Raw genomic sequence first — 25,587 nt, 5'->3', positions numbered from 1 at the left:
GCTCGGGGCACGGTGCTGCGAGCACCTAAGGCCGGGGGTCAGACTCCGCCCGGAGGGCTCCGAGCACCCGCTCCGAGAACGCAGACAACCGATCGGCGTCATCGCCCAGCAGGTCGACGAAGTAGCGCTTGATCGCCTCGTTGTGGCCGCGGCTCGCCTCCAGCATCGCGCGTCTGCCGTCGGCGGTCAGCTCCACCCAGGTGCCGCGGCCATCCGAATCGCAGTCGCTTCGGCGGACGAACCCACGCCTCTCCATCCGGGTGACCTGATGGCTGACGCGACTCTTCTCCCAGCCGATCTGCTCGGCGATGTCGCGTACTCGGAGCCGGCGGTCACGGGAGCGGCCCAGGCCGACGAGCATCTCGTATTCGGGAGCCGAGACCCCGCTCTCTTCGTGCAGCTGCACTTCGAGGGCTCGATCGAGGCGGCGGCGCATCGAGTAGAAGGCGTCCCAGACGGCCCAGTCCTCTTCCGTCAATCCCTCGGCCATTCGCCCAGTGTAGGGACGGGGGTGCGGCATATCCTCGAATCATGTCCGACGTGCGCACCACTGACCTCGCCTCCGAGACCGTCGAGACCGTTCGGCGCTGGCTCGAGGCATCGTCCGAGGTCAAGATCGACCCGTCGGCGGCTCGTCTCGCCGGCGTGCTGCGCAATCGCGAGGGCCTCGATTTCACCCTCGATTTCGTCGACCGAGTCGTGCGCCCCGAAGACCTCACCGTGGCTGCCCGCAGTCTCGAAGAGCTGAGCCACTCGATCCCGAAGTTCTTGCCCTGGCACCTCCGCGCGGCGTTCTCGGCGGGTGGCGGTATCGCATCCGGCGCCGCCTGGCCGACCGTGCCGTTGGCCCGGCGGGCCCTTCGCAAGATGGTCGAGCACCTGATCGTCGATGCGACACCGTCGAGGCTCGGCTCCGCGCTCACGAAGCTGCGGGCCGACGGGTCGCGGCTGAACCTCAACCTCCTCGGCGAGGCCGTGCTCGGCGAGGCCGAGGCGGATCGCCGCCTCCAGGGCACCCGCGATCTCCTCGAGCGCGACGACGTCGACTACGTGTCGATCAAGGTCAGCGCCGTCGCCAGCCAGCTCTCGCTCTGGGCGTTCGAAGAGACGAGTGACCGCCTCGTCGATCGCCTCCGGCCGCTCTACGAGCTCGCCGTGGCGTCACCCACGCCGAAGTTCATCAACCTCGACATGGAGGAGTACCACGACCTCGATCTCACCATCGATGTCTTCACCAGGATCCTCGACAGCCCCGAGATGCTCGGCCTCGAGGCCGGTATCGTGCTCCAGGCCTACCTGCCCGATGCCCTCGCCTCTCTCCAGCTGCTGACCGACTGGTCGCGCAGTCGCGTCTCACGCGGCGGTGCCCCGATCAAAGTCAGGATCGTCAAGGGGGCGAACCTCGCGATGGAGCGGGTCGACGCCGCGGTGCACGGCTGGCCGCTCGCGACCTGGTCGTCGAAGGTCGAGACCGACACCAACTACAAGCGCCTGCTCAACTGGGCGCTGACGTTCGACAACGCGGCCGTCGTCAAGATCGGCGTCGCGGGGCACAACCTCTTCGACGTCGCCTACGCTTGGAACCTCGCCAAAGCGCGCATGGTGACGAACCGCGTCGACTTCGAGATGCTGCTCGGCATGACGACGGCTCAGGCCGCGGCCGTCCGGGCCGACGTGGGGGAGCTCCTGCTCTACACGCCCGTCGTCCACCCGTGCGAGTTCGACTCCGCCATCAGCTACCTGGTGCGGCGCCTCGAAGAGAGCGCGTCACCCGACAACTTCCTCTCGGGGGCCTTCGACCTGGCGACCGACCAGGAGGTCTTCGACCGGGAGAAATCGCGCTTCCTCGCCTCGCTCGAGGCGCTCGACGACCGGGTGCCCCGGCCGAACCGTCGTCAAGACCGCTCGCGGCGACTCGCTTCCGAGACGGCTCCGGCGGCGCTGACGACCGGCGGATTCTCGAACAGCAGCGACACCGACGCCTCGCTCGAGGCCAATCGCACCTGGGCCCGACGCCTCCTCCGTCGCGCGGGCACCTCCGAGCTCGGAGTCGAGACGATCGACGAATCCTGGATCGACGACGCCGGCGCCCTCGAAGAGACCATTGCGCGCGTGGCCGAGGCCGGGGTGAAGTGGGGCCGTGAAGACGGGTCGACGCGCGCCGAGCTGCTCGACCTGGCCGGAATGGCCCTGGCGGCCCACCGCGCCGAGTTGATCGAGGTCATGGCGAGCGAGACCGGCAAGACGATGGCGGAGGGCGACCCCGAAGTCACCGAGGCGATCGACTTCGCCCACTACTACGCCGAGCTGGCTCGCGAACTCGACCTCGTCGACGGCGCGATCGCCGTCCCGCCGCGGGTCACCGTGGTCGCCCCGCCCTGGAACTTCCCGGTCTCGATCCCGGTGGGCGGGATCCTCGCTGCCCTCGCGGCCGGGAGCGGGGTGATCCTGAAGCCAGCACCCCAGGCTCATCGCTCCGCGGCCGTCGTCGCCGAGATCCTCTGGAAGGCGGGCGTGCCCCGTTCTCTGCTCGCCCTGGTCGACCTCGACGAGGAGGCCCTCGGTCGCGATCTCATCGCCCACCCCGCCGTCGACCGGGTTCTCCTCACCGGCTCCTTCGAGACCGCCGCCACCTTCCGCTCCTGGCGGGCCGATCTGCCGGTCAACGCCGAGACCAGCGGAAAGAACGCGATCGTGGTCACCCCGACGGCCGACCTCGACCTCGCCGTGGCCGACATCGTCTCGAGCGCCTTCGGGCACGCGGGCCAGAAGTGCTCCGCGGCCTCTCTGGTGATCCTCGTCGGCTCCGTGGGCGAGAGCGCCCGCTTCCGGCGTCAGCTGATCGACGCCGTCGAGAGCATCCGGGTCGGCTACCCCGACGTGGCGACGACCAGGATGGGCCCGCTGATCGACCCGCCGGAGGGCAAGCTCGCACGAGGCCTCGGCGTGCTGTCGGCAGGCGAATCCTGGATCCTTGCCCCGAAATCCCTCGACGAGACCGGCGTGCTCTGGAGCCCCGGCATTCGCGAGGGTGTCCGGCCGGGCAGCGAGTTCCACCTCACCGAATACTTCGGCCCCGTGATCGGCATCATGCGCGCTGAGACGCTCGAGCAGGCCATCGAGTGGCAGAACGCGGTCGAGTACGGCCTCACCGCCGGTCTGCAGTCCCTCGACCCCGACGAGATCGCGATCTGGTCGAGCCGCGTGCAGGCCGGCAACCTGTACGTCAATCGCGGCACGACCGGGGCCGTCGTCCGCCGGCAGCCCTTCGGCGGCTGGAAGCGCTCGTCGGTCGGCACCGGGGCGAAAGCCGGGGGGCCGAACCACGTGGCCGCCCTCACCGACTGGAAGCGCGTCGCGCGCGAGCCGGCCACGTCGATCAGCCTCGACGGGGTTCCGGGCGTCGGAGTCGAGATCATCGAGGCCACCCGCTCGGTGCTCTCGTTCGAAGAGTTCGACTTCGTTCGCTCCGCCGCGGCCTCCGACCTCCGGGCCTGGCGTGAGCGCTTCGCCGTCTCGAGCGACGTCTCCGCCCTCGGCGTCGAGCGCAACGTGCTGAGGTACCTTCCGGTGCCGGTCATCGTGCGGCTGTCGACGGGTGCTCGAATGGCCGACCTCGTCCGCGTCGTCATCGCCGCGGCGGTCTCGGGTTCGGCCCTCACCATCAGTGCGGCCCAGCCCCTACCGTCGACGCTCGTGCAGCTGCTGCGATCCAACTCGACGCCGGTGCGGGTCGACGACATCACCGTAGAGAACGAGGGGCTCTGGCTCGCGCGCGCCGCGGCGGGCCTCCTCCAGGGCGCACCCGACGAACCCGTCGACGACGACCTCGCCCTGATCGAGCGGGCCACCCGAGACTCCGGTCTGATCCAGCTCGGCATGCAGAACACCGTCTCGCTCGACCGAGCGGCACTTCTGGCCCGAGACCCGTCGTCGAGGCTCGACGGCCCGGGCCCATCGACGTACCGCGGAGTCCGCATCCGCCTCATCGGGGGCGACGCGTCGGCGCTGGCGCGAGCGGTCGAGGGCAGCCTCGATGTCGCGATCTACGCCGGCGAGGTGACCGAAGCGGGGCGGGTCGAGCTGCTGCCGTTCCTCCGGGAGCAGGCGATCTCGCTGACTGCGCACCGGTTCGGCAATCCGGTGCCGGCCTTGGAGCGACTGCGCTTCTAGGCAGTGCCGACTAGGCGGGCTGCCGGTTGATCAGTTTCGACAGCACGATGGCGCTTCGCGTGTGATCGACGTTCGGCGCGTTCCGCACCCGCTCGAGCGCGCCCTCCAGTGACGGAATGTCGCGCGACCGCATGTGCACGATCGCGTCGGCGCTGCCCGTCACCGTTCCGGCGTCGACGACCTCGGGAACAGTGCTCAGGATCCGCTGCAACTCTGCAGGCGACACCGTCCCTCGGCAGAACAACTCGACATAGGCCTCCGTCGCCAACCCGTCGACGGCCGGGTCGACCTGAACGGTGAACCCGCGAATGACCCCGTCGCCGACCATGCGATCCACCCGCCGCTTGACGGCCGAGGCGCTGAGGCCGACCACCGCGCCGATGTCGCCGTAGCCGGCGCGGGCGTTCTGACGGAGCAGGTCGATGATGCTGAAGTCGAGATTGTCCACGTCGCGACTGTACCGGCCTTTTATTGCGTGAGCCGGGGGATCCTGCAGGATAGTTGCGTCTAACGCTTCCAGCATGCGCGATTGACGTGTGACACTGGCAAGCGTGAGCATCGACACCGATTCCCAGCAGACCACCGTCCCGACGCGCGTCGCGTCCCACCGAACCATCCTGATGTGCCGACCGGACTTCTTCACCGTGAGCTACCGCATCAACCCGTGGATGCACCCGGAAGACCCGACCGACACCTCGAAGGCCGTCGCCCAGTGGCAGACGCTCTACGACACCTACGTCGGCCTCGGCTTCGACGTCGAGCTGATCGACCCGATCGACGGCCTGCCCGACATGGTCTACTCGGCCAACGGCGGCTTCGTGCTCGACGGCAAGGCCTACGGGGCCAGCTTCACCTACCCCGAGCGCCAGCCCGAGGGCCCCGCCTACATGGAGTGGTTCGGCGCCAACGGCTACGACGTCAAAGCGCCCGAGCAGATCAACGAGGGCGAGGGCGACTTCCTCCTCGTCGGCGACGTGATCCTCGCCGGCACCGGCTTCCGCAGCGACTCGACGTCGCACGAAGAACTGGCCGCCATCTTCGGTCGACCCGTCATCACGCTGAAACTCATCAACCCGAGCTTCTACCACCTCGACACGGCGATCGCCGTGCTCGACCCCGAGCCCGTCGACGGCCACAACAACATCGCCTACCTCGAGAGCGCCTTCGACGAGCCCTCGCTGGCCATTCTGCGTGAGCGCTACCCCGACGCGATCCTCGTCAGCGAAGAAGACGCCGCGATCCTCGGCCTCAACTCGTACAGCGACGGCTACAACGTCGTGATCGCCGCCCGCGCCAAGGGCTTCGAGAAGCAGCTGCGCGAGCGCGGCTACAACCCCATCGGCGTCGACCTCTCAGAGCTGCTCCTCGGCGGCGGCGGCGTGAAGTGCTGCACCCTCGAGTTGCGGCGATGACGACGTCGACCGGAGCGGCTTCGGCCGGATCCTCTGCTCCCCCGTCGTCGGGCTCGTCGTCAGCCGCCATCGAGGTCGAGGAGCGCACGCTCGCCCACAACTACCACCCGCTGCCCGTCGTGGTCGCCTCGGGTGACGGCGCCTGGGTGACCGACGTCGAGGGCAATCGCTACCTCGACTGCCTCGCGGCGTACTCGGCCGTCAACTTCGGGCACGGCAATCCGCGGCTGATCGAGGCCGCCCGGGCGCAGCTCGACCGGGTGACGCTCACGAGCCGGGCGTTCCATAACGATCAGCTGGGGCCGTTCGCCGCCGAGCTCGGCACCCTTCTCGGCAAAGAGATGGTCTTGCCGATGAACACCGGCGCCGAGGCCGTCGAGTCCGCGATCAAGATTGCTCGGGCCTGGGGCTACCGGGTCAAGGGCGTGGCGGACGGTCGCGCGAAGATCATCGTGATGGACGGCAACTTCCACGGCCGCACGACGACGATCATCAGCTTTTCGGGCGACCCGGAGGCCCGCGCCGACTTCGGCCCGTACACCCCCGGATTCGTCTCGGTGCCGTACGGCGACGTCGACGCGCTCGCCGCAGCCATCGACGACGACACCGTCGCCGTGCTGCTGGAGCCGATCCAGGGCGAGGCCGGAGTCGTCATCCCGCCGGCGGAGTACCTGCCGGCGGTGCGCGAGCTCACCTCGGCTCGCAACGTGCTCATGATCGCCGACGAGATCCAGTCGGGGCTCGGCCGCACCGGCACCACCGTCAGCTCCGACCTGAGCGGCGTCGTGCCCGACCTGTACCTGCTCGGCAAGGCGCTCGGCGGCGGGATCGTTCCGGTCAGCGCCGTCGTCGGCGATGCTGCGGTGGTCGGCGTGATCCGGCCCGGCGAACACGGGTCGACGTTCGGAGGCAACCCGTTGGCCGCTGCGGTGGGCCGCGAGGTCGTCGCGATGCTGTCGACGGGGGAGTTCCAGGAGCGTGCGTCGGTGCTCGGGGCGCGGCTGCGAGAGTCGCTCGACGGCCTCCTCGGTCGCGGCGTGGTCGCCATTCGCACGGCGGGACTCTGGGCGGGTATCGACATCGACCCCGCAATCGGCACGGGGCGCGAGGTCTGCGAAGGGCTCATGCGTCGCGGCGTCCTGGCCAAAGACACGCACGGGTCGACGATCCGTCTCGCGCCGCCGCTGGTGGTGACGGGCGAGGAGCTCGACTGGGCAGTGGAGCAGCTCGCGGCTGTCTTGGACGAGCTGCGCTGAGGCTTGCGCTGACGCGTGCGGCGCCGGGTGCCGCGCTGCCGCGTGCTGGGCTGCCGAGTGCCGCCAAATGCCTCGTCGCCGCGGGCGTGAGCGGCATTTGGCGGCACTCGGGAGGCAACCCGAGCTGGTCGGCGACGGCTGGTGCCGGCAGGTAGGCGGGGGCGGGAGGCCGGCCGTACCCAGCCTCCCGCCTGCTCGGCGAACCCTCACGCCGGCATCTGAAGTATACATGCCTGAGGTATAAATGCCCTGCCGCTCATTCGGCACCCCGTTTCGGCGAAAACACCGTCGAAAGGCGGTGTCGGGGCCGGAAAGTGGCGGGCGGGGCAGCGGTTAACCGAAAAACCGCCCCCAGGGGGCGGCTTTTCTGTGCTTCTGCGAGTCGTGATGACTAGCACGTGGCTGGACGCGGCATCGATCCGCGGACCTTTCGATTTTCAGTCGAACGCTCTACCAACTGAGCTACCCAGCCTTGGCGACCCTGACCGGACTTGAACCGGCGACCTCCGCCGTGACAGGGCGGCGCGCTAACCAACTGCGCTACAGGGCCAAACGATGTTGCTGATGAATCTGTGTTTGTTGCGGTGCTGCGACTTGCTCCAGCGTTGTCTTCGATACTACTGCCTTGTGACCCCAACGGGATTCGAACCCGTGCTGCCGCCGTGAAAGGGCGGTGTCCTAGGCCACTAAACGATGGGGCCGTGAAGGCTTGAAGGCATTCCAGCAACCGAGGGACAAGCATACGGATCGAGACCGGAAATGCAAAATCGCGAGGATCCGGGTCTGCCGCGCCGTCGGATCCTGGGCCCCTCGTCTCCCCAGTTGGGGGGACGTCCGATTTGTCCACAGATGCGCCACTCCGACCGGGTGCACCCCCGGCAACCCGTGCCAGCATTAGCTTCATGCAGTAATCGAGGCTTTCCGACGGGGAGCCCGGTCGGTTGCTGTGCCGCTCCGAGGGTCGTTTCGTCCCTTGGGTGGCAGACCCTGCGTTGCTACTGTTGCTCGTGTTGACGGTGTGACTCGCGGGTTCCGACCTCACCGTGACGACGATTCGGGAACAATGACTCTCTTCTTCCGCTCCTCTCGCACCGCTCGCCCCACAGGGCCGCGTCGGAGTCGATCGCGCGCGCGAGGCCCCGTGGCCATGCTCGCGGTGGGCGCCCTTCTCGCCGCCGGTGCCGTGCTGGGCACTCCCCTCGAGGCGAGTGCGGCGACGAAGTACCCCTCGTGGCACGACGTGCAGGTGGCCGTGCAGAACCAGGCGGTGAAGAACCGCGAGGTGAAGTCGATCCGGGCGCTTCTCGTCTCGCTCGACGCCGATGTGAAGGCCAAGCAAGCCGTCCAGGCTGAGAAGGGTGACGAGCTCCAGAAGGCTCAGCTCGCCTACGACAACCAGGAAGACATCCGATCCAAGCTCCAGGCGAAGGCCGACTCGGCCGATCGGGTCGCGAAGTCGAGTGAGACGCGAGCTGGTCAGCTGGCGGCGCAGCTCGGGCGATCCGGCTCGAACGACATCTCGTCCGACCTCATCGCGAACCCCGGCAAAGCCAGCAACCTGCTCTACAAGCTCGGGGCCATGAGCAAGCTCACCGAGCAGGCCAACGGCATCTACTCGCAGGCCGTCCAAGACCGCAACACGGCGCAGGGTCTCACCGATCAGGCGACAGTCGCGACGAAGGCCCTCGGCGATCTCAAGGCGAAGGCCGACGCCGCCCTCGAGACGGCCCAGGCGGCCACTGAAGAGGCGCAGGCGGCTGTCGACGAGCAGTCGGCCAACGCCTCTCGCCTCGAGGCGCAGCTCGCGTCGATCAAGGCCGATCGTGTGCTCACGCAGACCAAGTACAACAAGGGCGAGAAGATCCGCAAGGCGAAGATCGCCGCGGCTCAGGCAAGGGCCGCGGCCGCGGCCGCCAAGGCCAGTGGCGCCACCGGTGTAGCCAACGCGCAGGGCTGGACTCGCCCCGCCGGCGGCTACATCACCAGCGGCTTCGGGTACCGCCTCGACCCGGCGATCGGCGTCTACCAGTTGCACGCCGGCACCGACCTCGGCGCCTCGTGCGGGTCGAACATCTACGCCGCCCACGCCGGCACGGTCATCTACGCAGGCCCCTACGGCGGCTACGGCAACTTCGTGCTGCTCGACAACGGCGACGGCATCAACACCGGTTACGGCCACATCGTCGACGGAGGCATCCACGTCTCGGTCGGTCAGACCGTGACGGCCGGGCAGATCATCGCGCAGGTCGGTTCGACCGGCTGGTCGACCGGATGCCACCTCCACTTCGAGACCCGCGTTAACACGGTGGCGCAAGACGCCGTCCCCTTCATGGCCGCACGAGGAGTGACTCTGTAATGAGACCCCGCACACCCAGATCGATCGCTCTGTGACGCCCCCGCGTCGCACACTGGGTGTGCTCCTCGTTCTCGCCGTCTGCACCGGCGTCGTCACCTCCACCGCCCTCGGAGTGGCCACTCCGGCACAGGCCTCGCCGTACCCGTCGTGGTCGGAGGTGCAGGCCGCCAAGGGCCACGAGACCAAGGCGGCCAAAGCGGTGGCCGAGCTCGACGGCGCCATCACCACACTGCAGCAGCGATCGTCCTCGGCGAACGACAGCGCTCTCGGAGCGGGCGAGCGGTACCAGATCGCCTCGCTGGCCGAGCAGAAGGCCGCGCAGACCCTCGCCGGGCTGAAGAAGCAGCAGAAGGCCGCGGCCTCCACCGCCACGAAGTCACAGCAGCAGGTCGGGCAGCTCGTCGCCGAGCTCTCGCACGCGGGCGGTGGCCAGCTCACCGTCACCATGCTCACCGAGTCCGACAAGGCCGGCGACCTGCTCTACCAGCTCGGCGCCATGACCAGCCTTACCTCGCGCACGAGCGGCCTCCTCAAGCAGGCGAAACAAGACGAAAACGTCGCGGCGTCTCTCAGCGATCAGGCCGGTGCCGCCGAAAAGGCTCTGGCCGACCGGAAGGCCGCGGCTTCGACAGCGCTCGAGCGGGCCAACTCCCTGGCCTCGACGGCGGCTGCGGCTGTCGCCACGCAAGAGAAGAATCAAGACCAGCTGATCGAGCAGGTGGCCTTCCTCAAGGGCACCACCGCGGCCGTTCAGAAGAAGTACTACGCGGGCAAGGCCGCGGGCACCATCGCGGATGCGAGCCCGGCCGGGTCCGCCACGGGCAGCAGCAAGGGGTCGGGGTCGGGCTCAGCAGGGTCGGGCTCAGTGGGGTCGAGCGCGGGCGGCAGCGGGTCGGCGGGGTCGGGCGCCGGATCCTCTGGTTCGGGGTCTGGGTCGGGCTCTGGCTCGGGCTCGAGCTCTTCAGGCTCGGGTGCGTCGTCGGGCAGCACCGGCGGAAGTGCCGCGCCGACGAAGAAGCCCGCCCCCGCGCCGAGCAAACCGGCGCCCGCGCCCGCGCCCGCACCTGCGCCAGCACCGGCACCGGCACCCAAGCCCACCCCGCCGGCGTCGACCGGAACACCCGCAGCCGTCACGACGGCGATGGCATTCGCCAAGGCCCAGCTCGGCAAGACGTACGTGTGGGGCGGCGCCGGCCCCGACGTCTGGGACTGCTCCGGCCTAATGATGGGCTCGTACAACGCCGCCGGCGTCTACATCGGCGGGCACTCCGTGCGCTGGCAGTACGACTACCTCAACGGCCAGGGTCGACTCGTGTCGATCGGGTCGATGAGGGCCGGAGACATCCTCTTCTACTACAACGGCACCGACGGCATGTACCACGACGCCATGTACATCGGCGGCGGTCAGATGCTCGAAGCACCGAACCCCAGCGCGAAGGTGCGGATCGTGGCGGTGCGCTACTTCCAGCTCTCGTACGTGGGTCGCCCCGTCGGCTGAGCTGCACCCCCCTCGCCGCGCCCAGCATGGCAAAACCCGCACGCCCGGCATAAACACCAGCCCTAGGGCAGGTGTTGACGCCGAACGTGCGGGTTCAGGCCGATCTGAGGGGTCTAGTGACCCGAGCCGGCGCCCTCTTCTTCGTACTTCTTGAAGCCGGCCTCGACGATGGCCTCGGCCTCAGCGGCATCGCCCCAGCCATCGGCCTTGACCCACTTGTTGGGCTCGAGGTCTTTGTAGCGCTCGAAGAAGTGCGCGATCTCGGCGCGCGTCTGCTCCGGCACGTCGTCGATGTCTTGGATGTGCGCCCAGCGCGGGTCTTTCGCGGGCACGACGAGCACCTTCGCGTCAGAGCCGGCCTCGTCGCTCATGTTGAACACGCCGACGGGACGCACCGAGACGCCGACGCCCGGGAACACGGGGTACTCGAGCAGCACGAGCGCGTCGACGGGGTCGCCGTCGAGGCCGAGCGTGTTCTCGAAGTAGCCGTAGTCGGTCGGGTAGACGAACGCGGTGAAGAGCACGCGGTCGAGGTAGACACGACCGGTCTCGTGGTCTACCTCGTACTTGTTGCGGGATCCTTTGGGGATTTCGACGACGACGTCATACGCGGTCATGGCTGCTCCTAGATAAGTGGGGAAGGCGATGGCACGCCTGCAATAACGTTACAAGGTGCCGTCCCGACCTCGCCTGACTCCCGCTATCGCCGATGTCCGCCGTGCCGTCCGTGAGGCGCTCGCCGAGATCGCCACCGGCCCCAGATCCGAACCGAAGGATCCGTCGGCCACGCCCGCAACAACCGGCGCCTCGGCCGATGTGCTCGTCGCTCTCAGCGGCGGCCCCGATTCGCTCGCCCTCGCGGCCGCTACGGCGTTCGAGGCGCCGCGCGTCGGCTCCACGTCGAAGGAGCGCGGCGCGGGCGGCGGCCTGTCGACCCTCGACGGAGGTCTGCGCGCCGGTGCGGTCGTGATCGACCACGGCCTCCAGGCCGGTTCCGCCGAGGTGGCCGCCGCGGCCGCAGCCCAGGCGGAAGCGCTCGGGCTGTCACCCGTGATCGTGCGGCGCGTGGTCGTCGGTACCGAGGGCGGGCCCGAGGCCGCGGCGCGCACGGCGCGGTACGCGGCGCTCGCCGAAGTTGCGCGGGAGACGGGTTCGCGTGCAGTGCTGCTCGGCCACACGCTCGACGATCAGGCCGAGACGGTGCTGCTCGGGCTGGCTCGAGGATCGGGGCCGCTGAGCCTCCAGGGCATGGAGCCTCGCGCCGGACTGTATGCGCGCCCGCTGCTCGGTCTGCGACGCGAGTCGACCGAGGCCTTCTGCGCGGATTCGGGGCTGACCCCGTGGATCGACCCGCACAACTCGGATCCTGCGTTCTCTCGCGTGCGCATTCGCACCACCGTGCTGCCGCTGCTGGAGCGGGAACTGGGGCCGGGTGTCGCCGAGGCTCTGACCCGCACGGCCGATCAGCTCCGCGAAGACAGTGCGGCCCTGGACCACATGGCCGAGGAGCAAGCGGAAGACCTGGCGGATCATGCCGAGGCGGGTATCTCGCTGAGCGTCTCGGGGCTGCGGGCGAACCCGGCGGCGCTGCGGCAGCGCCTGATCCGGCTCGCCGTCTCGAGCGAGTTCGACGTCACCCTGAGTCGGGCCCAGACCCTCGAGGTGGCGCGCCTGGTCACCGACTGGCACGGCCAGGGTCCCGTCTCGCTGCCGGGCATTACAGTGGTGAGGAGCGGTGGAGTCCTGCATTTCGAGGCCGCCGCGGACCGCCAGAACCACCCCTGACACGAAAGCACCGTTCCTCATGGAGACCAGCGACATCGAGGGCGACCTCACCTCGATCCTCTACACGGAGGAGCGGATCCTCGCGAAGATCGCCGAGGTGGCGCGCCAGGTCGAGCACGACTACCAGGGGCGCGACCCGCTGCTCGTCGGCGTGCTGAAGGGCGCGGTCATGGTCATGGCCGACTTCGCTCGCGAACTGCGCATTCCGGCGACGATGGACTGGATGGCCGTCTCGTCGTACGGCTCGGGCACGAAGTCGTCGGGCGTGGTGCGCATCCTGAAAGACCTCGACGCCGACCTGCACGGGCGCGACGTCATCATCGTCGAAGACATCATCGACTCCGGGCTCACGCTGTCGTGGCTTCTCGCCAACCTCCGCGGTCGCGGGGCGGCGAGCGTCGAGATCTTCGCGCTCCTCCGCAAGCCGGAAGCGGCCAAGGTCGAGGTCGACGTGAAGTACGCGGGCTTCGAGATTCCGAACGAGTTCGTGGTCGGCTACGGCCTCGACTTCGACGAGCGATACCGAAACCTTCGGGCGATCGGCATCCTCGCCCCTCACGTGTACAGCTGATTCTTTCTGGCGCGACGCGCGGACCGCTCACTGGCGCCGCCTATTAGGCCTACGGCGAACACCCATCCGATGGCAAGGAACGGCGAGGTAGCCTACAACTCACGTTCTTTCCTGCAGAAAGGTGTCGGGCGCCCCCCGGATCTCTATGGACTTCAAGCGCTTACTTCGCGGCCCCTGGCTGTATGTCATCATCGCCCTGGTTGGCATCGGCATCGGCTGGAGCGTCATCAACGCCGGCGGCACCACCAAGATCACCACCCAGGAGGGTCTCGCCGACCTGTCCGGTGGCAAGGTCGCCTCGGCCCAGATCTACAGCAACGAGCAACGCGTCGACCTGACTCTCAACGACAAGTCGACGGCGCAGTTCTACTACGCGACCGACCGCGGTTCCGAAGTGGTCCAGGCCGTCTCCGACGCCAAATACTCCGGCTCGAGCGACAACAAGGGCTACGACGACGTCGTCTCCCAGTCGAACCCGCTCCTGTCTCTGCTCGGCATCCTCCTGCCGTTCCTGCTGATCGGCGTGATCTTCTGGTTCCTCCTGTCGAGCATGCAGGGCGGCGGAAGCAAGGTCATGCAGTTCGGCAAGTCGCGCGCGAAGCTCAACAACAAGGAGACCCCGCAGGTCACCTTCGGTGACGTGGCGGGCGCCGACGAGGCGATCGAGGAGCTCGAAGAGATCAAAGACTTCCTCAAGGAGCCCGCGAAGTTCCAGGCCGTCGGCGCGCGGATCCCGAAGGGCGTCCTGCTCTACGGCCCTCCCGGCACCGGCAAGACCCTCCTCGCTCGCGCCGTCGCGGGCGAGGCCGGCGTGCCATTCTTCTCGATCTCCGGTTCTGACTTCGTCGAGATGTTCGTCGGTGTCGGCGCCAGCCGCGTCCGCGACCTGTTCGAGCAGGCGAAGCAGAACAGCCCGGCCATCATCTTCATCGACGAGATCGACGCCGTCGGTCGCCACCGCGGCGCCGGTATCGGCGGCGGTAACGACGAGCGCGAGCAGACCCTCAACCAGCTCCTGGTCGAGATGGACGGCTTCGACGTCAAGACCAACGTGATCCTGATCGCCGCGACGAACCGCCCCGACGTGCTCGACCCTGCGCTCCTGCGCCCGGGCCGCTTCGACCGTCAGATCGGTGTCGACGCACCCGGACTCCAGGGCCGCAAGCAGATCCTCGAGGTGCACGGCAAGGGCAAGCCGCTCTCGGCCAGCGTCAACCTCGAGGTGCTCGCTCGCAAGACGCCGGGCTTCACCGGTGCCGACCTCGCGAACGTGCTGAACGAGGCCGCGCTGCTCACGGCTCGCAGCAACGCGCAGCTGATCGACAACCGCGCCCTCGACGAGGCAGTCGACCGAGTCATGGCCGGCCCGCAGCGACGGAGCCGCGTCATGAAAGACAGCGAGAAGCTCATCACGGCGTACCACGAGGGTGGCCACGCTCTGGCAGCCGCCGCGATGCGTCACACCGACCCGGTGACGAAGATCACGATCCTTCCTCGCGGCCGGGCCCTCGGTTACACGATGGTTCTCCCGCTCGAAGACAAGTACAGCGTCACGCGCAACGAGCTGCTCGACCAGCTCGCCTACGCCATGGGCGGTCGCGTCGCCGAAGAGATCGTCTTCCACGACCCGACCACGGGTGCGTCGAACGACATCGAGAAGGCCACCTCGACGGCTCGCAAGATGGTCACCGAGTACGGCATGAGCGCGAAGGTCGGCTCGGTGAAGCTGGGCAACGGCTCCGGCGAGATGATGATGGGCCGCGACGGCAGCGACCGCGACTACTCGGAGAAGATCGCCGAGACGGTCGACACCGAGGTGCGACTCCTGCTCGAGCAGGCGCACGACGAGGCCTGGGCCGTGATCAACGACAACCGCGACATCCTCGACCGCCTCGCGGCGCTGCTTCTCGAGAAAGAGACGCTCGACCACGACGAGCTCGCCGACATCTTCAAAGACGTCAAGAAGCTCCCGGAGCGCCCCGAGTGGCTGTCGAGCTCGAAGCGTCCGTCGTCGAACCTGCCGGCGATCCAGATCCCGTCGCGCATCCCGGTCGATGCCGGAGCCGTCGACGGCGGCGTCGACTCCGAGCCCGAGTCCAAGCCCTCGCTTCGTAAGCGTCCGCCCCGCACGACCCCCGGCATCGCTCCCGCCTAGGCCGTGACCGAGCCCACCCCCGACGAGACGATTCGGGGAGCGCATCGCGCTCCCACGAGTGACCTCGACCCCACCGCAGCCACGTCGCCCGACCTCCACCCCGAGATCGAGCAGACGTGGCTGCGGCCGCGTGGTGCGAAGCGGTACCCCGGCGCCACCTGGCCTCAGCGCGACACTCGTCGATCGGACCGCCCCGCAAGCCCGGCGCCCGAGGCATCGCCGCCCCCGGCGCCCCGCCCGAGCGGCCGGCGTGCCAACCCCGTGGTCGCCCCCGAGGCGGTGGCCGCCGAAAAACTGGCCGCCGACCGGGCGACGGTCGCCGCTCAGGGTGAAGCCCTGCGCCGCGTGGCCCGCGGCCGTCGCGAGGCCGACGCCGTCAAGCCCCCGGCGACGATCGAGGGGGCGGTTCAGCAGAGCGTTCCCGACGATCGGGCGGCGATCCCGAGCCGCCGACTGATCGCGGGCGGGCTGTTCATCGAACCCCTCGCTCTGCCGGGCGCCGAGCCGAGTCGCGCCCCGCAGGTCTCGTCGGTGGGCGACCACCAGGATCCTACGCTCCCGCCTGACACCCCCTCGCCGACGGCGGCGGCTGACGACGTCGCGACCCGCGCCATCGCCGTCGTCCGTCGCGCCGGCCCCGTGGCTGCGCCCGCCGTCGCTGATGCCCCTCCGGCACGCACGCTCGTGATGGGCATCCTCAACGTGACGCTCGACTCGTTCAGCGACGGCGGCCGATACGCCCGATACGACGACGCGATCGCGCACGCCCGCTCGCTGGTGGCCGACGGTGCCGACATCATCGACGTGGGCGGCGAGTCGACCAGACCCGGGGCCGCTCGCGTCGAGGTGCACGAAGAGCAACGGCGTGTGATCCCCGTCATCCGCGAGCTCGCCGCGCTCGGATTCCGCATCAGCATCGACACGATGAACGCCGCGACCGCCTTCGCCGCCGTCGAGGCCGGTGCCGACATCGTCAACGACGTCTCGGGCGGCCTCGCCGACCCGAACATGGCCCAGGTCGTGGTCGACACCGACGCGACGTACATCGCCATGCACTGGCGCGGCCACAGCGACACCATGAACTCCCGCGCGGTCTACCGCGACGCGGTCGCCGAGGTCAAGGCGGAGCTGTTCCAGCGGGTCGCCGAGCTCGTCGTGCAGGGCGTTGACCCGGATCGCCTCGTGATCGACCCGGGGCTCGGCTTCGCGAAGCGCGCCGAGCACAACTGGCAGCTCCTCGGGCATCTCGCCGAGCTCTCCGAGATCGGACTGCCGGTTCTGGTCGCGGCCTCGCGCAAACGATTCCTGGGGGCACTTCTTCCCGAAGAGGCGGGCGTCGGCGAACGCGACCCCGCCACCGCCGTCATCTCGGCGCTCAGCGCTCAGGCCGGTGCCTGGGGCGTGCGAGTGCACGATGTCGCATCCACCCGCGCCGCACTCGACGTGTGGGACGCCTGGCAGGAAGGCTCTCGTGCCTGACCGACTCACCCTCACGGGTGTCCGCGCGACCGGGCACCACGGCGTCTTCGACTTCGAGCGGGCCGACGGCCAGGAGTTCGTCGTCGACGTCGTCGTCGAGATCGACGCGACGGCCGCCTCGTCGGGAGACGCTCTCGACCAGACCGTGCACTACGGAATCCTTGCCGAGCAGATCGTGCACGACATCGAGCACGAGCCGGTCGACCTGATCGAGACGCTCGCCGAGCGCATCGCGGCAACCGTCCTGTCTCACCGCGCCGCCCTGCGCACCACGGTGACCGTGCACAAGCCGGGAGCACCTATCACGGTGCCGTTCACCGACGTCTCGATCACGATCGAGCGGAGCCGCGCGTGAGGGCCCCGTCGAAGGCGGTGGTCGCTCTCGGGTCGAACCTCGGCGACCGCGACGCCACGCTGCGCCGTGCCGTGAGCGCACTACGAGCCACCCCCGAAGTCGAGGTCGTGGCTGCCTCCGTTCCCATCGAGAGCGTCGCCCTCACCGTCGACGGACTCGACGAGAGCAAGCCGGCCTACCTCAACGGCGCCGTGCTGCTCGCGACGACGCTCGAGCCCGAGGCGCTCCTCGACCAGCTGAACTGCATCGAGAACGACGAGGGCCGGCTCCGCGTCGAACGCTGGGGAGACCGCACCCTCGACCTCGACCTCATCGCCTACGACGACATCGTGCTCGACACCGATCGGCTCACACTGCCGCACCCCCGAGCCGCCGAACGCTCGTTCGTGCTCGAGCCCTGGCTGCAGGTCGACCCCGAAGCAGAGATCCCAGGATCCGGCCCGATCGCCCCCCTCCTCGCGCAGCTCTCCGACCCGGTGTCTCGCGTTGCCGGGGCCGCTCGCCTCGACGCCGACCTCGCCGACCACCACACCGGAGTCACCCCATGAAGCGCACGAGCCCTTCCACCGTCGTCGCTTTCCTCGTGGTCGCCCTCGCGGCAGGCTTCGTCTTCAATGCCGTTCTCGCCTCGACGCAGCGCCCGGTGGCGGTTCCGTCGATCACGCTCGGCCTCGTGCTGCTGGCGATCGCGGCCATCGTCATCTCGCTGGCCGTGCCGGTCTTCCGCGTGGCTCGGGGCCGCACGAAAGAGCGCATCGATGCCTACTACGCGACCCGGGTCGTGCTCATCGCCAAGGCGTCGAGCCTCTCGGGCGCGCTGTTCGGCGGCTTCGTCGGAGGCATGCTGATCTACATGCTGACCCGCGGCGTCAGTGTTCCCGCGAGTTCGCTCGTGCCGACCGTCGTCGGCGTCGTCGGTGGAGTGGTGCTGCTCGTGGCCGGACTCGTCGCCGAGCACATGTGCTCGATCCCGCCCGAGGACGGCGACTCCGACAAGGGGCAGCCGCAGCAGGCGCGGTTCTAGTGGGCTTGGCCCTGAATTCAGGGCCGGCTGGGACGCGCTGGGGTGGCGGCACTCCTGACTTCAGGAGAACTCCGGTCGGCGGCCTGATTTCAGGAGGCCAGGGAGACCGTGACCCTGAAGTCAGGACGAGTTTTGCCGCCACGGCCTGAGTTAGCCACCGGCGAGCCTGAGTTCAGGATTGCCGGGGAGAGACCGGTGACGGAGGCGTCCGGTAGCCTTCGGCAGTAAACGGCAGCCCGCTCGATAGGCAGAGCAGCCACGACCTCAGGAGCCCCCAGTGACCGACCGACTCGACCTCGACGGTGCCACCTGGACCCGAATCTCGCCGAAATACAAGTGGCCCGAGATGGCGAGCTACGCGCTGAGCGGCCTCGTGCTGGCGGGGGTGTCGGCATTTACGTGGTTCGCGGGCCAGTGGTGGGGCTATGCGCTGACGGCCGGGATCCTTGTGGTCACGATCCTCCTGGTCGCGTTCACGCCGCGCCGAGTCCGATCGATCGGCTACCAGTTGCGCGATGACGACCTGCTCGTGCGCCGCGGCATCTTCTTCTTGCGCTTCGTCGCCGTGCCCTACGGCCGCATGCAGCTGATCGACGTCAACCGCGGACCGGTCGTGCGCGCTCTCGGCCTGAGCGACCTCAAGTTCGTCACCGCGGCCGCGGCGTCGGCCGTGACGATCCCGGGGGTCCCCGCCGCCGAGGCCGATCGGTTGCGCGACAAGCTCGTCGAGCTGGCCGAGACGCGGCGGGCCGGCCTGTGAGCGGCTGGACGCCCGGGCCCGAACACCCGCCGGAGCCCCCGCGGCCGCCGACCAAACCCGGAGTGTCGGCCAAACCCGCCGCGCCCGCCATCGACTTCACCGACGGCGAGTGGCACCGGCTGCACCCGGCGACCCCGCTGCTCAAGGGCGGCCTGGCGCTCATCGTCATCATCGGTATCTTCCTGAACAGCGCACGGGAGCAGCTCGTCGAGCTCTTTCTGCCCGGGCCCGACGGCCGCCGCGGTGGCCAGAGCGACGATCCGGTCGGGTATGCCGTCGACCACGGGCTCCTCCTGTTCGTCGTGCTGGGCATCGTCGCTCTGCTCGTCGTGATCGTCGCGATCTTCTACGTCTCATGGCGGATGAACACCTTCCGGGTCACCGCCGACACCGTCGAAGTCCGGAGCGGAGTCTTCTTCCGCACCAACCGTCGGGCTCGCCTCGACCGCATCCAGGGCATCAACGTGCAGCGGCAGCTGTTCGCCCGGATCTTCGGGGCGGCGAAGCTCGAGATCAACCAGGCGGGCAACGACGCGAACGTGCCGCTCGCCTACCTCCGCTCGGCGTCGGCCGAAGAGGTGCGGTCCGAGATCCTGCGCAGGGCCAGTGGTCGTGCGGAGTCAGAGCGCGAAGCAGCGGGGAGAGCGCAGCCGGACATCGCGCAGCCGACCGGCGCGAGCGGGGTGCTCGAGAAGCGCCTCAACGAGTTCCTCGCCGAGCCGCTCGGCGAAGGAGAGACCGAACCGCGCTCGGTCGTGCGGATGCACCTCGGGCGCCTCATCGGCTCGGCCGTGCTCAGCGGTTTCACGCTCTTTCTGGTGGCGATCATCGTGGCCGTCGTGGTCAGCATCGTCACGACGGGCGAGTACTTCCTGCTCTTCGTGTTCTTCCCGACGCTCCTCGGGTCGTTCAGCTACTACTCGCGTCGTGTGGTGAAGTCACTGCGCTACTCGATCGCCTCCACACCCGACGGGATCCGGATCGGCTGGGGTCTGCTCTCGACGAGCAACGAGACGCTACCGCCCGGCCGGGTGCACTCCATCCGCCTGAGCCAGCCCCTCGCCTGGCGGCCGTTCGGCTGGTGGGAGGTCAAGATCAACCGTGCCTCGCACTCGTCGACCAAGGGCGCAGACAACCAGGCCAACACGACGATCCTGCCCGTGGGCAGCAAGGAAGACGTCACGCGCGTGCTCGAGTTGATCCTGCCGCAGCTCGTCGGGCTCTCGGCCGCCGAGGCGGACGCGGCCGAGGCGCTCGCTGCCGGGCACACGACCGCCGAAGACGTCGTCGCGGCGCAGCCCGAGCTGGCGGTCGAGAAGTCGTCCGAGACGCTGTCGCTCATCGAGGCGGGCATGACATCGAGCGGCGACGAGGGGGGCTTCACCAACTCGCCCCGCCGGGCCGCCGTGCTCCGCTGGTTCTCGTGGCGCCGCAACGGCTTCCGCGAGGCCCCGGGTGCCGTGCTGCTGCGCAAGGGGGCGATCTGGCGCCAACTGATCGTCGTTCCGCTGCCGCGCGTGCAGAGTGTCGGAATCACGCAGGGCCCCCTTCTGCGCCGACTCGGGTTGGCCGCCCTGCAGTTCCACACCGTGCAGGGCCCCATCACCGCGAGCATCGGCGCGCTCGACCAGGCGCAGGCGGCCGAGTTCTTCGAGACGTCGGCGGCACACGCCGTGGGCGCGGCTCGAGCCGACCAGACGCACCGGTGGCTGGAGGGGGTCGGGGATGCGCCCGAGACCTCGGGTCAGCAGTGGCCGGCGCCGGATCCTTCGTTCCGCCGTGTCGACGGAGAGACCTCGTGAGCCCGGCCGACCGACCCTCGGGGCGACTGGGTGTCGGAATCGTCGGTGCCGGCCACGTCGGGCCGATCCTCGGAGCCGCGCTCGCCGCAGCCGGGCACGCCATCGTCGGCATCTCGGCCGTGTCGGAGGCGAGCCGCGACCGGGCCGACGCGATCCTGCCCGGCGTACCGATCCTGTCGGTGCAAGACATCGTCGAGCGGAGCGAGCTCGTGCTTCTCGCCGTGCCCGACGACCAGCTCGACGACCTCGTCTCGGGGCTCGCTGCGACCAAGGCCTGGCAGGCCGGGCAGCTCGTGGTGCACACGTCGCCCGGGCACGGTCTCTCGGTGCTCGACCCGGCGCGGGCCGCGGGAGCCATCCCGATCGCCATCCACCCCGCCCTGCAGTTCACCGGCACCACGATCGACCTCGTCCGGTTGCGCGAGGCCTACTGCGCCGTCACGGCTCCGGGCCCCGTGCTGCCGATCGGACAGGCGCTCGTGGTCGAGATGGGCGCCGAGCCGGTCGTCGTCGCCGACGCCGACCGGGCGAAGTACGCCGAGGCGGTCGAGACGGCGACGACCTTCTCGGCCGCGATCGTGTCGCAGTCGGTCGGCATCCTCCGCGAACTTGGACTCGACGAACCCGGTCGGGTGATCGCGCCCCTCGTGCGATCCGCGATGGACCGCGCGCTGGGCACAGCCGACGGGTCGCTCGGCCCCGGTACCATCGAGATGCCGTCTTTCGACGACGACGGCCCCCTCACCTGATCTTTGGAGTTCGAGCGATGACCGACGCGCCTGCCGACCTGACAGAAGACGAGGTCTTCGAGCAGAAGGCCGTCCGCCTCGAGAAGCGCCTGCGCCTGATCGAATCCGGCGAGGGCGCCTACCCGGTCGCCGTGCCGGTCACCACCACGATCCCGGCCGTTCGCGCGCAGTACTCCGAGATCGAGACAGACACCGCCACCGGCGACATCGTCGGTCTCGCGGGGCGCATCGTGCACTTCCGCATCGGCGGCAAGCTCTGCTTCGCGGCCCTGCAGTCGGGCGACGGCGAACGCATCCAGGTGATGGTGTCGCTGGCCGAGGTCGGCGACGAGTCGCTCGCGCGCTGGAAGGCCATGGTCGACCTGGGCGACCACGTCTTCGTGTCGGGCGAGGTCATCTCGTCGCGGCGGGGCGAGCTCTCCGTGTTGGTCAAGGAGTGGCAGATCGCCTCGAAGTCGATCCTGCCGCTGCCGAACCTCCACTCCGAGCTGAGCGAAGAGACGCGCGTCCGTAGCCGCTACCTCGACCTCATCGTCCGCGAGCAGGCGCGCGCCACGGTTCGCACTCGCGCGGCCGTGATGAAGTCGCTCCGCGCCACGTTCGACGAGCACGAGTTCCTCGAGGTCGAGACCCCGATGCTGCAGACGATGCACGGCGGCGCCTCGGCCCGGCCCTTCGCCACGCACTCGAACGCCTTCGACACCGAGCTGTACCTGCGCATCGCGCCCGAGCTCTACCTCAAGCGCGCGGCCGTCGGTGGCATCGAGCGCGTCTTCGAGATCAACCGCAACTTCCGCAACGAGGGCGCCGACTCGACGCACTCGCCCGAGTTCGCGATGGTCGAGGCGTACCAGGCGTACGGCGACTACAACCAGATCGCCGACCTCACGCAAGAGATGATTCAGAAGGCCGCTTTCGCGGTCGCAGGATCCCACGTGGTCACCTGGGCAGACGGCACCGAGTTCGACCTCGGCGGCGACTGGGATCGCATCTCGATGTACGAATCGCTCAGCGAGGCCGCCGGTACCCGCGTCACCGTCGACACCCCGTTGCCCGAGCTGCAGGCCATGGCCTCCGACCTCGGCATCAGCGTCGCCCAAGAGACCCACGGCAAGCTCGTCGAGGAGCTCTGGGAGCACTTCGTCAAGGGTGCGCTCGAGCGCCCCACCTTCGTGATGGACTTCCCGCTCGATACCTCGCCGCTCGTGCGCGCGCACCGCAGCAAGCCGGGCGTCGTCGAGAAGTGGGACCTCTACGTCCGCGGCTTCGAGCTCGCGACCGGCTACTCCGAGCTGGTCGATCCCGTCGTGCAGCGCGAGCGCTTCGTAGAGCAGGCGCAGCTCGCCGCCCGCGGCGACGTCGAGGCCATGCGCCTCGACGAAGACTTCTTGAAGGCGTTGGAGCACGGCATGCCGCCGACGGGTGGGATGGGCATGGGCGTCGACCGTCTGCTCATGGCGATCACCGGGCTCGGCATCCGTGAGACGATCCTCTTCCCGCTCGTCAAGTAGCGGCCCTCACACCCCGATCGGGTCGTAGGAGGCCCAGGCGGTGGCGTTGGTCCACAGCGCGAACAGCGCCTCGGCGGAGGCCCGATCGCGAGCGGCGAGCACGCCGCCCTGGGCCGGGAAGAGCGTGTCGCGCCCGTCTTCGTCGAGGACGACACCGCCCGCCTCCCGCACGATGAGGCAGGCAGCCAGGTGGTCGACGGGACCAAAGGATCCGATCACCGACGCTGTTCCGTAGCCGAGGGCGATCCCGGCGACGGTGAGTGTTCCCGAGCCCATGATGCGGGTCGTGCAGAAGCGGGCGGCGAGCTCGTCGATGAGCCGGATGAGCCCCGGCCACGGTCGGTGCCCGGCCAGTTCGGTCGAGACGATGGCGCCGCGGAGAGGGTCGGAGGAGGCGGGCGACGAGCTGGGGGCGGAGCCGAGATCGAGCTGCCGCCCGGCTGACCAGGCGCCCTCGCCGGCGGCCGCCTCGACCACGAGGTCTCTCCACGGGTCGGCGACCACGCCGACGACGGGCACGCCGTCTTCGACGAGGGCGAGCGAGAAGCTCGTCCACGGCACTCCGTTGGCGAGGTTCGCCGTGCCGTCGACGGGGTCGAGATACCAGCAGGGCGCCCCGTCGGCCTCCGCTCCTCCGAACTCCTCGCCGATGAAGACGTGATCCTCGAACTGGGCGCCGATGATCTCGCGGACGCCGAGTTCGATCGACCGATCGACCTCGGTCACGTGGTCGGCCGGGTTGGCCTTCGTGTCGACGCGGAGGATCGCGTGCGTCCGGACGTAGTCGACGGCCCACTCGGCGAGCTCGCGCGCGACGAGGCGGTGACGACGGCGCTCATCGGCTGAAGAGAGGGGGATGAGTTCGCCGGTGACCTCCTGTCGGATCCTCGTCAGGTCGTTGGTCGTGATCGAGTCGACGCCGATCGCCCGGAGACGGCGGGCCTGGACGGCGTCGTCGACGGTCCAGCACGAGACGCGGGCACCGAGACGATGGACCGCCGTCACCAGCGCCGTGCCGACGACGAGGTGGGGGAGGTTGACCACGGCGGGCCGGAGCTCCTCCAGATCGTTCGCGGTCGGAGGCGTCGAACGTGACCAGGGCAGCCAGATCTCGGCGTCAGGGTCGAGGCCGCGGAGGAGCCGAAGGGCGTCGATGTCGCCGCACCAGGCGATGCGGGCGGAGCCGGTGTGCCGCGCGACGACCCGGTGCGCGGCCGGCGCCGGCACGTCGGAGTCCATGTCGATGAGGAGGACGGTGTCCGACCCGTCGAACAGGGGCAGGACCTCGTCGAGGAACGGGATCCGGAGGTCGCCCCCGTCGAAGCCGCGAATGGCGTCGCTCGAGACCTCGCAGAGTGCCCGACGGTCACCCCAGAGCCGCTCCAGGGTCGCGTCGTGAAGGAGCGCGACGTCGCCGTCGGCGGTCAGGCGGACGTCGATCTCGACGATGTCGGCACCGGCCGCCAGCGCCGAGCGGATGGCGGCAATCGTGTTCTCGCGATAGCGGGAGGAGTCACCGCGGTGCGCTGCGACCAGGGTCATCGGGCCTCTCCGCTCGCCGTGAGGAGCCCGTCGCGGTAGTGCTGCACCCGGGTCAGGGTGACGTCGCCGCGATCGCCCTCACGCGGGGCTTCGCCGGTCACGACGGACCGCAGCTCGAGACCGCCGGCGTCGAGGACGACCTCGGTGAAGTGGCCGTGGGGCAGGATCCGGCGGACCTCGATCGGACCGCCCGGCACTGGCCGAAACACGACGTGCTCGGGGCGCACCGCCCACGTCTCGCCTTCTGCGTTGAAAGGCTCGCCGGCCTCCAAGGGCTCGCCGACGGCGAAGGGCCCGCCGGTCTCGGAGGGCCCGGCGGCTTCGGCCCGGCCGTGCCGCACCCGATCGAGTTCGGCGCTCGTGAGAACGTTCATGCTTCCGATGAATGACGCGACGAACGACGTCGCGGGGGCGGCATAGACCGCCGACGGGGCGTCCACCTGCTCGACGCGGCCCCCGTTCATCACGGCCACCCGATCCGAGATGGCCAGGGCCTCCTCCTGGTCGTGAGTGACCATCACCGTCGTGATCGCGAGGCGCTGCTGGATCTCGCGGATCTCTTCTCGAACGCGCACGCGCAGCTGGGCGTCGAGGTTCGACAGGGGCTCGTCGAGCAGCAGCAGGCCGGGTTCCTGCACGATCGCGCGTGCCAGGGCGGCGCGCTGCTGCTCGCCTCCGGAGATGTGCGCCGGCCGGGACTGCGCGTGGTGGGTGAGGCCGACCGTCTCGAGCGCGTTCATGACTCGTGCCGTCACCTCGGCCTTCGGCAGACGCTTGACCGTGAGGGGAAAGGCGACGTTCTTGAAGACGGTCAGGTGGGGCCACAGGGCGTAGTTCTGGAACACCATCGCGCTCGGTCGCTTCTCGGGGCCGAGGTCGGTCACGTCGCGGCCGTCGATCGTGACGGTTCCGCTGTCGGGCGCGAGGAACCCGGCGATCATGCGGAGGGTCGTCGTCTTGCCGCAGCCGGACGGGCCGAGCAGGGTGACGAGCTCGCCCGGTCGCAGACGCAGGTCGAAGGAGTCGACGATGGTGCGTCCGCCGAGCGACTTCGTCAGACCGGAGACGACGAGGCCCGCCCTGTGATCTGCCGAAGGGGACGCGGCCCCGAGCGGGGCGACGGGAAGTGTGTGGCGGGAGGTTTCGAGGGTCATGGTGG

At 69.3% G+C, this 25,587-nt stretch carries 21 protein-coding genes and 3 tRNA genes; 16 read left to right on the top strand and 8 right to left on the bottom strand.

Annotated elements, in window-relative coordinates; genetic code table 11:
- Window positions 1–25 precede the first annotated feature (25 nt).
- Window positions 26–490, bottom strand: coding sequence for a MarR family winged helix-turn-helix transcriptional regulator (locus EDF39_RS01750; protein ID WP_158613121.1), 465 nt, complete (start codon window positions 488–490; stop codon window positions 26–28).
- Between the two features lie 41 nt (window positions 491–531).
- Between EDF39_RS01750 and EDF39_RS01745 the strand changes: the two genes are divergently transcribed.
- Entirely contained in the window at window positions 532–4,173 is a 3,642-nt protein-coding gene (locus EDF39_RS01745) for a bifunctional proline dehydrogenase/L-glutamate gamma-semialdehyde dehydrogenase (protein WP_123939973.1), read from the top strand.
- Window positions 4,174–4,183: 10 nt separating this feature from the next.
- Here EDF39_RS01745 and EDF39_RS01740 read toward each other — a convergent pair whose 3' ends face one another.
- On the bottom strand, window positions 4,184–4,621 hold the full coding sequence (locus EDF39_RS01740; RefSeq protein WP_055964454.1) for an Lrp/AsnC family transcriptional regulator: 438 nt from the start codon (window positions 4,619–4,621) through the stop codon (window positions 4,184–4,186).
- A 172-nt stretch (window positions 4,622–4,793) separates the two neighbouring features.
- Here EDF39_RS01740 and ddaH point away from each other — a divergent pair, with 172 nt between their 5' ends.
- Window positions 4,794–5,585: a dimethylargininase gene (gene ddaH / locus EDF39_RS01735; RefSeq protein WP_084816360.1), complete on the top strand. Its 792-nt coding sequence runs from the start codon at window positions 4,794–4,796 to the stop codon at window positions 5,583–5,585.
- Window positions 5,582–6,841: an ornithine--oxo-acid transaminase gene (gene rocD / locus EDF39_RS01730; protein ID WP_123939971.1), complete on the top strand. Its 1,260-nt coding sequence runs from the start codon at window positions 5,582–5,584 to the stop codon at window positions 6,839–6,841. Before ddaH ends, rocD begins: the two co-directional genes overlap by 4 nt.
- A gap of 399 nt (window positions 6,842–7,240) precedes the next feature.
- Here rocD and EDF39_RS01725 read toward each other — a convergent pair.
- From EDF39_RS01725 to EDF39_RS01715, 3 genes are all read right to left on the bottom strand, one after another.
- Window positions 7,241–7,313, bottom strand: a tRNA-Phe gene (locus EDF39_RS01725).
- A gap of 1 nt (window position 7,314) precedes the next feature.
- Window positions 7,315–7,391 (bottom strand) — tRNA-Asp (locus EDF39_RS01720).
- A gap of 78 nt (window positions 7,392–7,469) precedes the next feature.
- A tRNA-Glu gene (locus EDF39_RS01715) sits at window positions 7,470–7,542 on the bottom strand.
- 362 nt (window positions 7,543–7,904) lie between these two features.
- On the opposite strand from EDF39_RS01715, the gene EDF39_RS01710 reads away from it, so the two are divergent.
- Complete coding sequence (locus EDF39_RS01710; RefSeq protein WP_123939969.1) at window positions 7,905–9,197, top strand: M23 family metallopeptidase; 1,293 nt, start codon at window positions 7,905–7,907, stop codon at window positions 9,195–9,197.
- Between the two features lie 31 nt (window positions 9,198–9,228).
- The gene (locus tag EDF39_RS01705; RefSeq protein WP_123939967.1) at window positions 9,229–10,695 is read left to right on the top strand and encodes an NlpC/P60 family protein; all 1,467 of its coding nucleotides are present in this window, start codon (window positions 9,229–9,231) and stop codon (window positions 10,693–10,695) included.
- 113 nt (window positions 10,696–10,808) lie between these two features.
- On the opposite strand, the gene EDF39_RS01700 is transcribed toward EDF39_RS01705, so the two are convergent.
- On the bottom strand, window positions 10,809–11,312 hold the full coding sequence (locus EDF39_RS01700; protein WP_055964466.1) for an inorganic diphosphatase: 504 nt from the start codon (window positions 11,310–11,312) through the stop codon (window positions 10,809–10,811).
- Between the two features lie 55 nt (window positions 11,313–11,367).
- Between EDF39_RS01700 and tilS the strand changes: the two genes are divergently transcribed.
- The 11 genes from tilS (at window position 11,368) to lysS (ending at window position 22,886) form a co-directional block, all read left to right on the top strand.
- Window positions 11,368–12,480 (top strand): tRNA lysidine(34) synthetase TilS, encoded by a 1,113-nt coding sequence (gene tilS, locus EDF39_RS01695; protein WP_123939965.1) that lies wholly within the window; start codon window positions 11,368–11,370, stop codon window positions 12,478–12,480.
- A 19-nt stretch (window positions 12,481–12,499) separates the two neighbouring features.
- Window positions 12,500–13,051 carry a hypoxanthine phosphoribosyltransferase gene (gene hpt / locus EDF39_RS01690; RefSeq protein WP_123939963.1) on the top strand — a complete coding sequence of 184 codons (552 nt, stop codon included), beginning with the start codon at window positions 12,500–12,502 and terminating at the stop codon, window positions 13,049–13,051.
- A 145-nt stretch (window positions 13,052–13,196) separates the two neighbouring features.
- A complete protein-coding gene (ftsH, locus tag EDF39_RS01685; RefSeq protein ID WP_123939961.1) occupies window positions 13,197–15,206 on the top strand; it encodes an ATP-dependent zinc metalloprotease FtsH in 2,010 nt (669 codons plus the stop codon).
- 687 nt (window positions 15,207–15,893) lie between these two features.
- The gene (gene folP, locus EDF39_RS01680) at window positions 15,894–16,685 is read left to right on the top strand and encodes a dihydropteroate synthase (protein WP_123942202.1); all 792 of its coding nucleotides are present in this window, start codon (window positions 15,894–15,896) and stop codon (window positions 16,683–16,685) included.
- Complete coding sequence (folB, locus tag EDF39_RS01675) at window positions 16,678–17,040, top strand: dihydroneopterin aldolase (protein ID WP_233572929.1); 363 nt, start codon at window positions 16,678–16,680, stop codon at window positions 17,038–17,040. Before folP ends, folB begins: the two co-directional genes overlap by 8 nt.
- Window positions 17,037–17,588 (top strand): 2-amino-4-hydroxy-6-hydroxymethyldihydropteridine diphosphokinase, encoded by a 552-nt coding sequence (gene folK / locus EDF39_RS01670; RefSeq protein WP_123939957.1) that lies wholly within the window; start codon window positions 17,037–17,039, stop codon window positions 17,586–17,588. Before folB ends, folK begins: the two co-directional genes overlap by 4 nt.
- Complete coding sequence (locus EDF39_RS01665; protein WP_123939955.1) at window positions 17,585–18,064, top strand: DUF3180 domain-containing protein; 480 nt, start codon at window positions 17,585–17,587, stop codon at window positions 18,062–18,064. The genes folK and EDF39_RS01665 overlap by 4 nt, the downstream gene beginning before the upstream one ends.
- A gap of 277 nt (window positions 18,065–18,341) precedes the next feature.
- Window positions 18,342–18,824: a PH domain-containing protein gene (locus EDF39_RS01660; RefSeq protein WP_233572928.1), complete on the top strand. Its 483-nt coding sequence runs from the start codon at window positions 18,342–18,344 to the stop codon at window positions 18,822–18,824.
- A 62-nt stretch (window positions 18,825–18,886) separates the two neighbouring features.
- On the top strand, window positions 18,887–20,626 hold the full coding sequence (locus EDF39_RS01655) for a PH domain-containing protein (RefSeq protein ID WP_123939953.1): 1,740 nt from the start codon (window positions 18,887–18,889) through the stop codon (window positions 20,624–20,626).
- Window positions 20,623–21,375, top strand: coding sequence for a Rossmann-like and DUF2520 domain-containing protein (locus EDF39_RS01650; RefSeq protein ID WP_055964494.1), 753 nt, complete (start codon window positions 20,623–20,625; stop codon window positions 21,373–21,375). The genes EDF39_RS01655 and EDF39_RS01650 overlap by 4 nt, the downstream gene beginning before the upstream one ends.
- Window positions 21,376–21,392: 17 nt before the next feature.
- Entirely contained in the window at window positions 21,393–22,886 is a 1,494-nt protein-coding gene (gene lysS, locus EDF39_RS01645) for a lysine--tRNA ligase (protein WP_123939951.1), read from the top strand.
- A 6-nt stretch (window positions 22,887–22,892) separates the two neighbouring features.
- Here the strand turns inward: lysS and EDF39_RS01640 are convergent, their stop codons facing one another.
- Both EDF39_RS01640 and EDF39_RS01635 read right to left on the bottom strand, forming a co-directional pair.
- The gene (locus EDF39_RS01640) at window positions 22,893–24,428 is read right to left on the bottom strand and encodes an inositol monophosphatase family protein (RefSeq protein ID WP_123939949.1); all 1,536 of its coding nucleotides are present in this window, start codon (window positions 24,426–24,428) and stop codon (window positions 22,893–22,895) included.
- Complete coding sequence (locus EDF39_RS01635; protein ID WP_123939947.1) at window positions 24,425–25,582, bottom strand: ABC transporter ATP-binding protein; 1,158 nt, start codon at window positions 25,580–25,582, stop codon at window positions 24,425–24,427. The genes EDF39_RS01640 and EDF39_RS01635 overlap by 4 nt, the downstream gene beginning before the upstream one ends.
- Window positions 25,583–25,587: the final 5 nt, after the last annotated feature.

Source organism: Frondihabitans sp. PhB161 (assembly GCF_003814635.1).
Taxonomy (GTDB): Bacteria; Actinomycetota; Actinomycetes; order Actinomycetales; family Microbacteriaceae; genus Frondihabitans.
The sequence above is the reverse complement of the archived record's forward strand: the minus strand, read 5'-3'. Positions and strand labels throughout refer to the sequence as shown.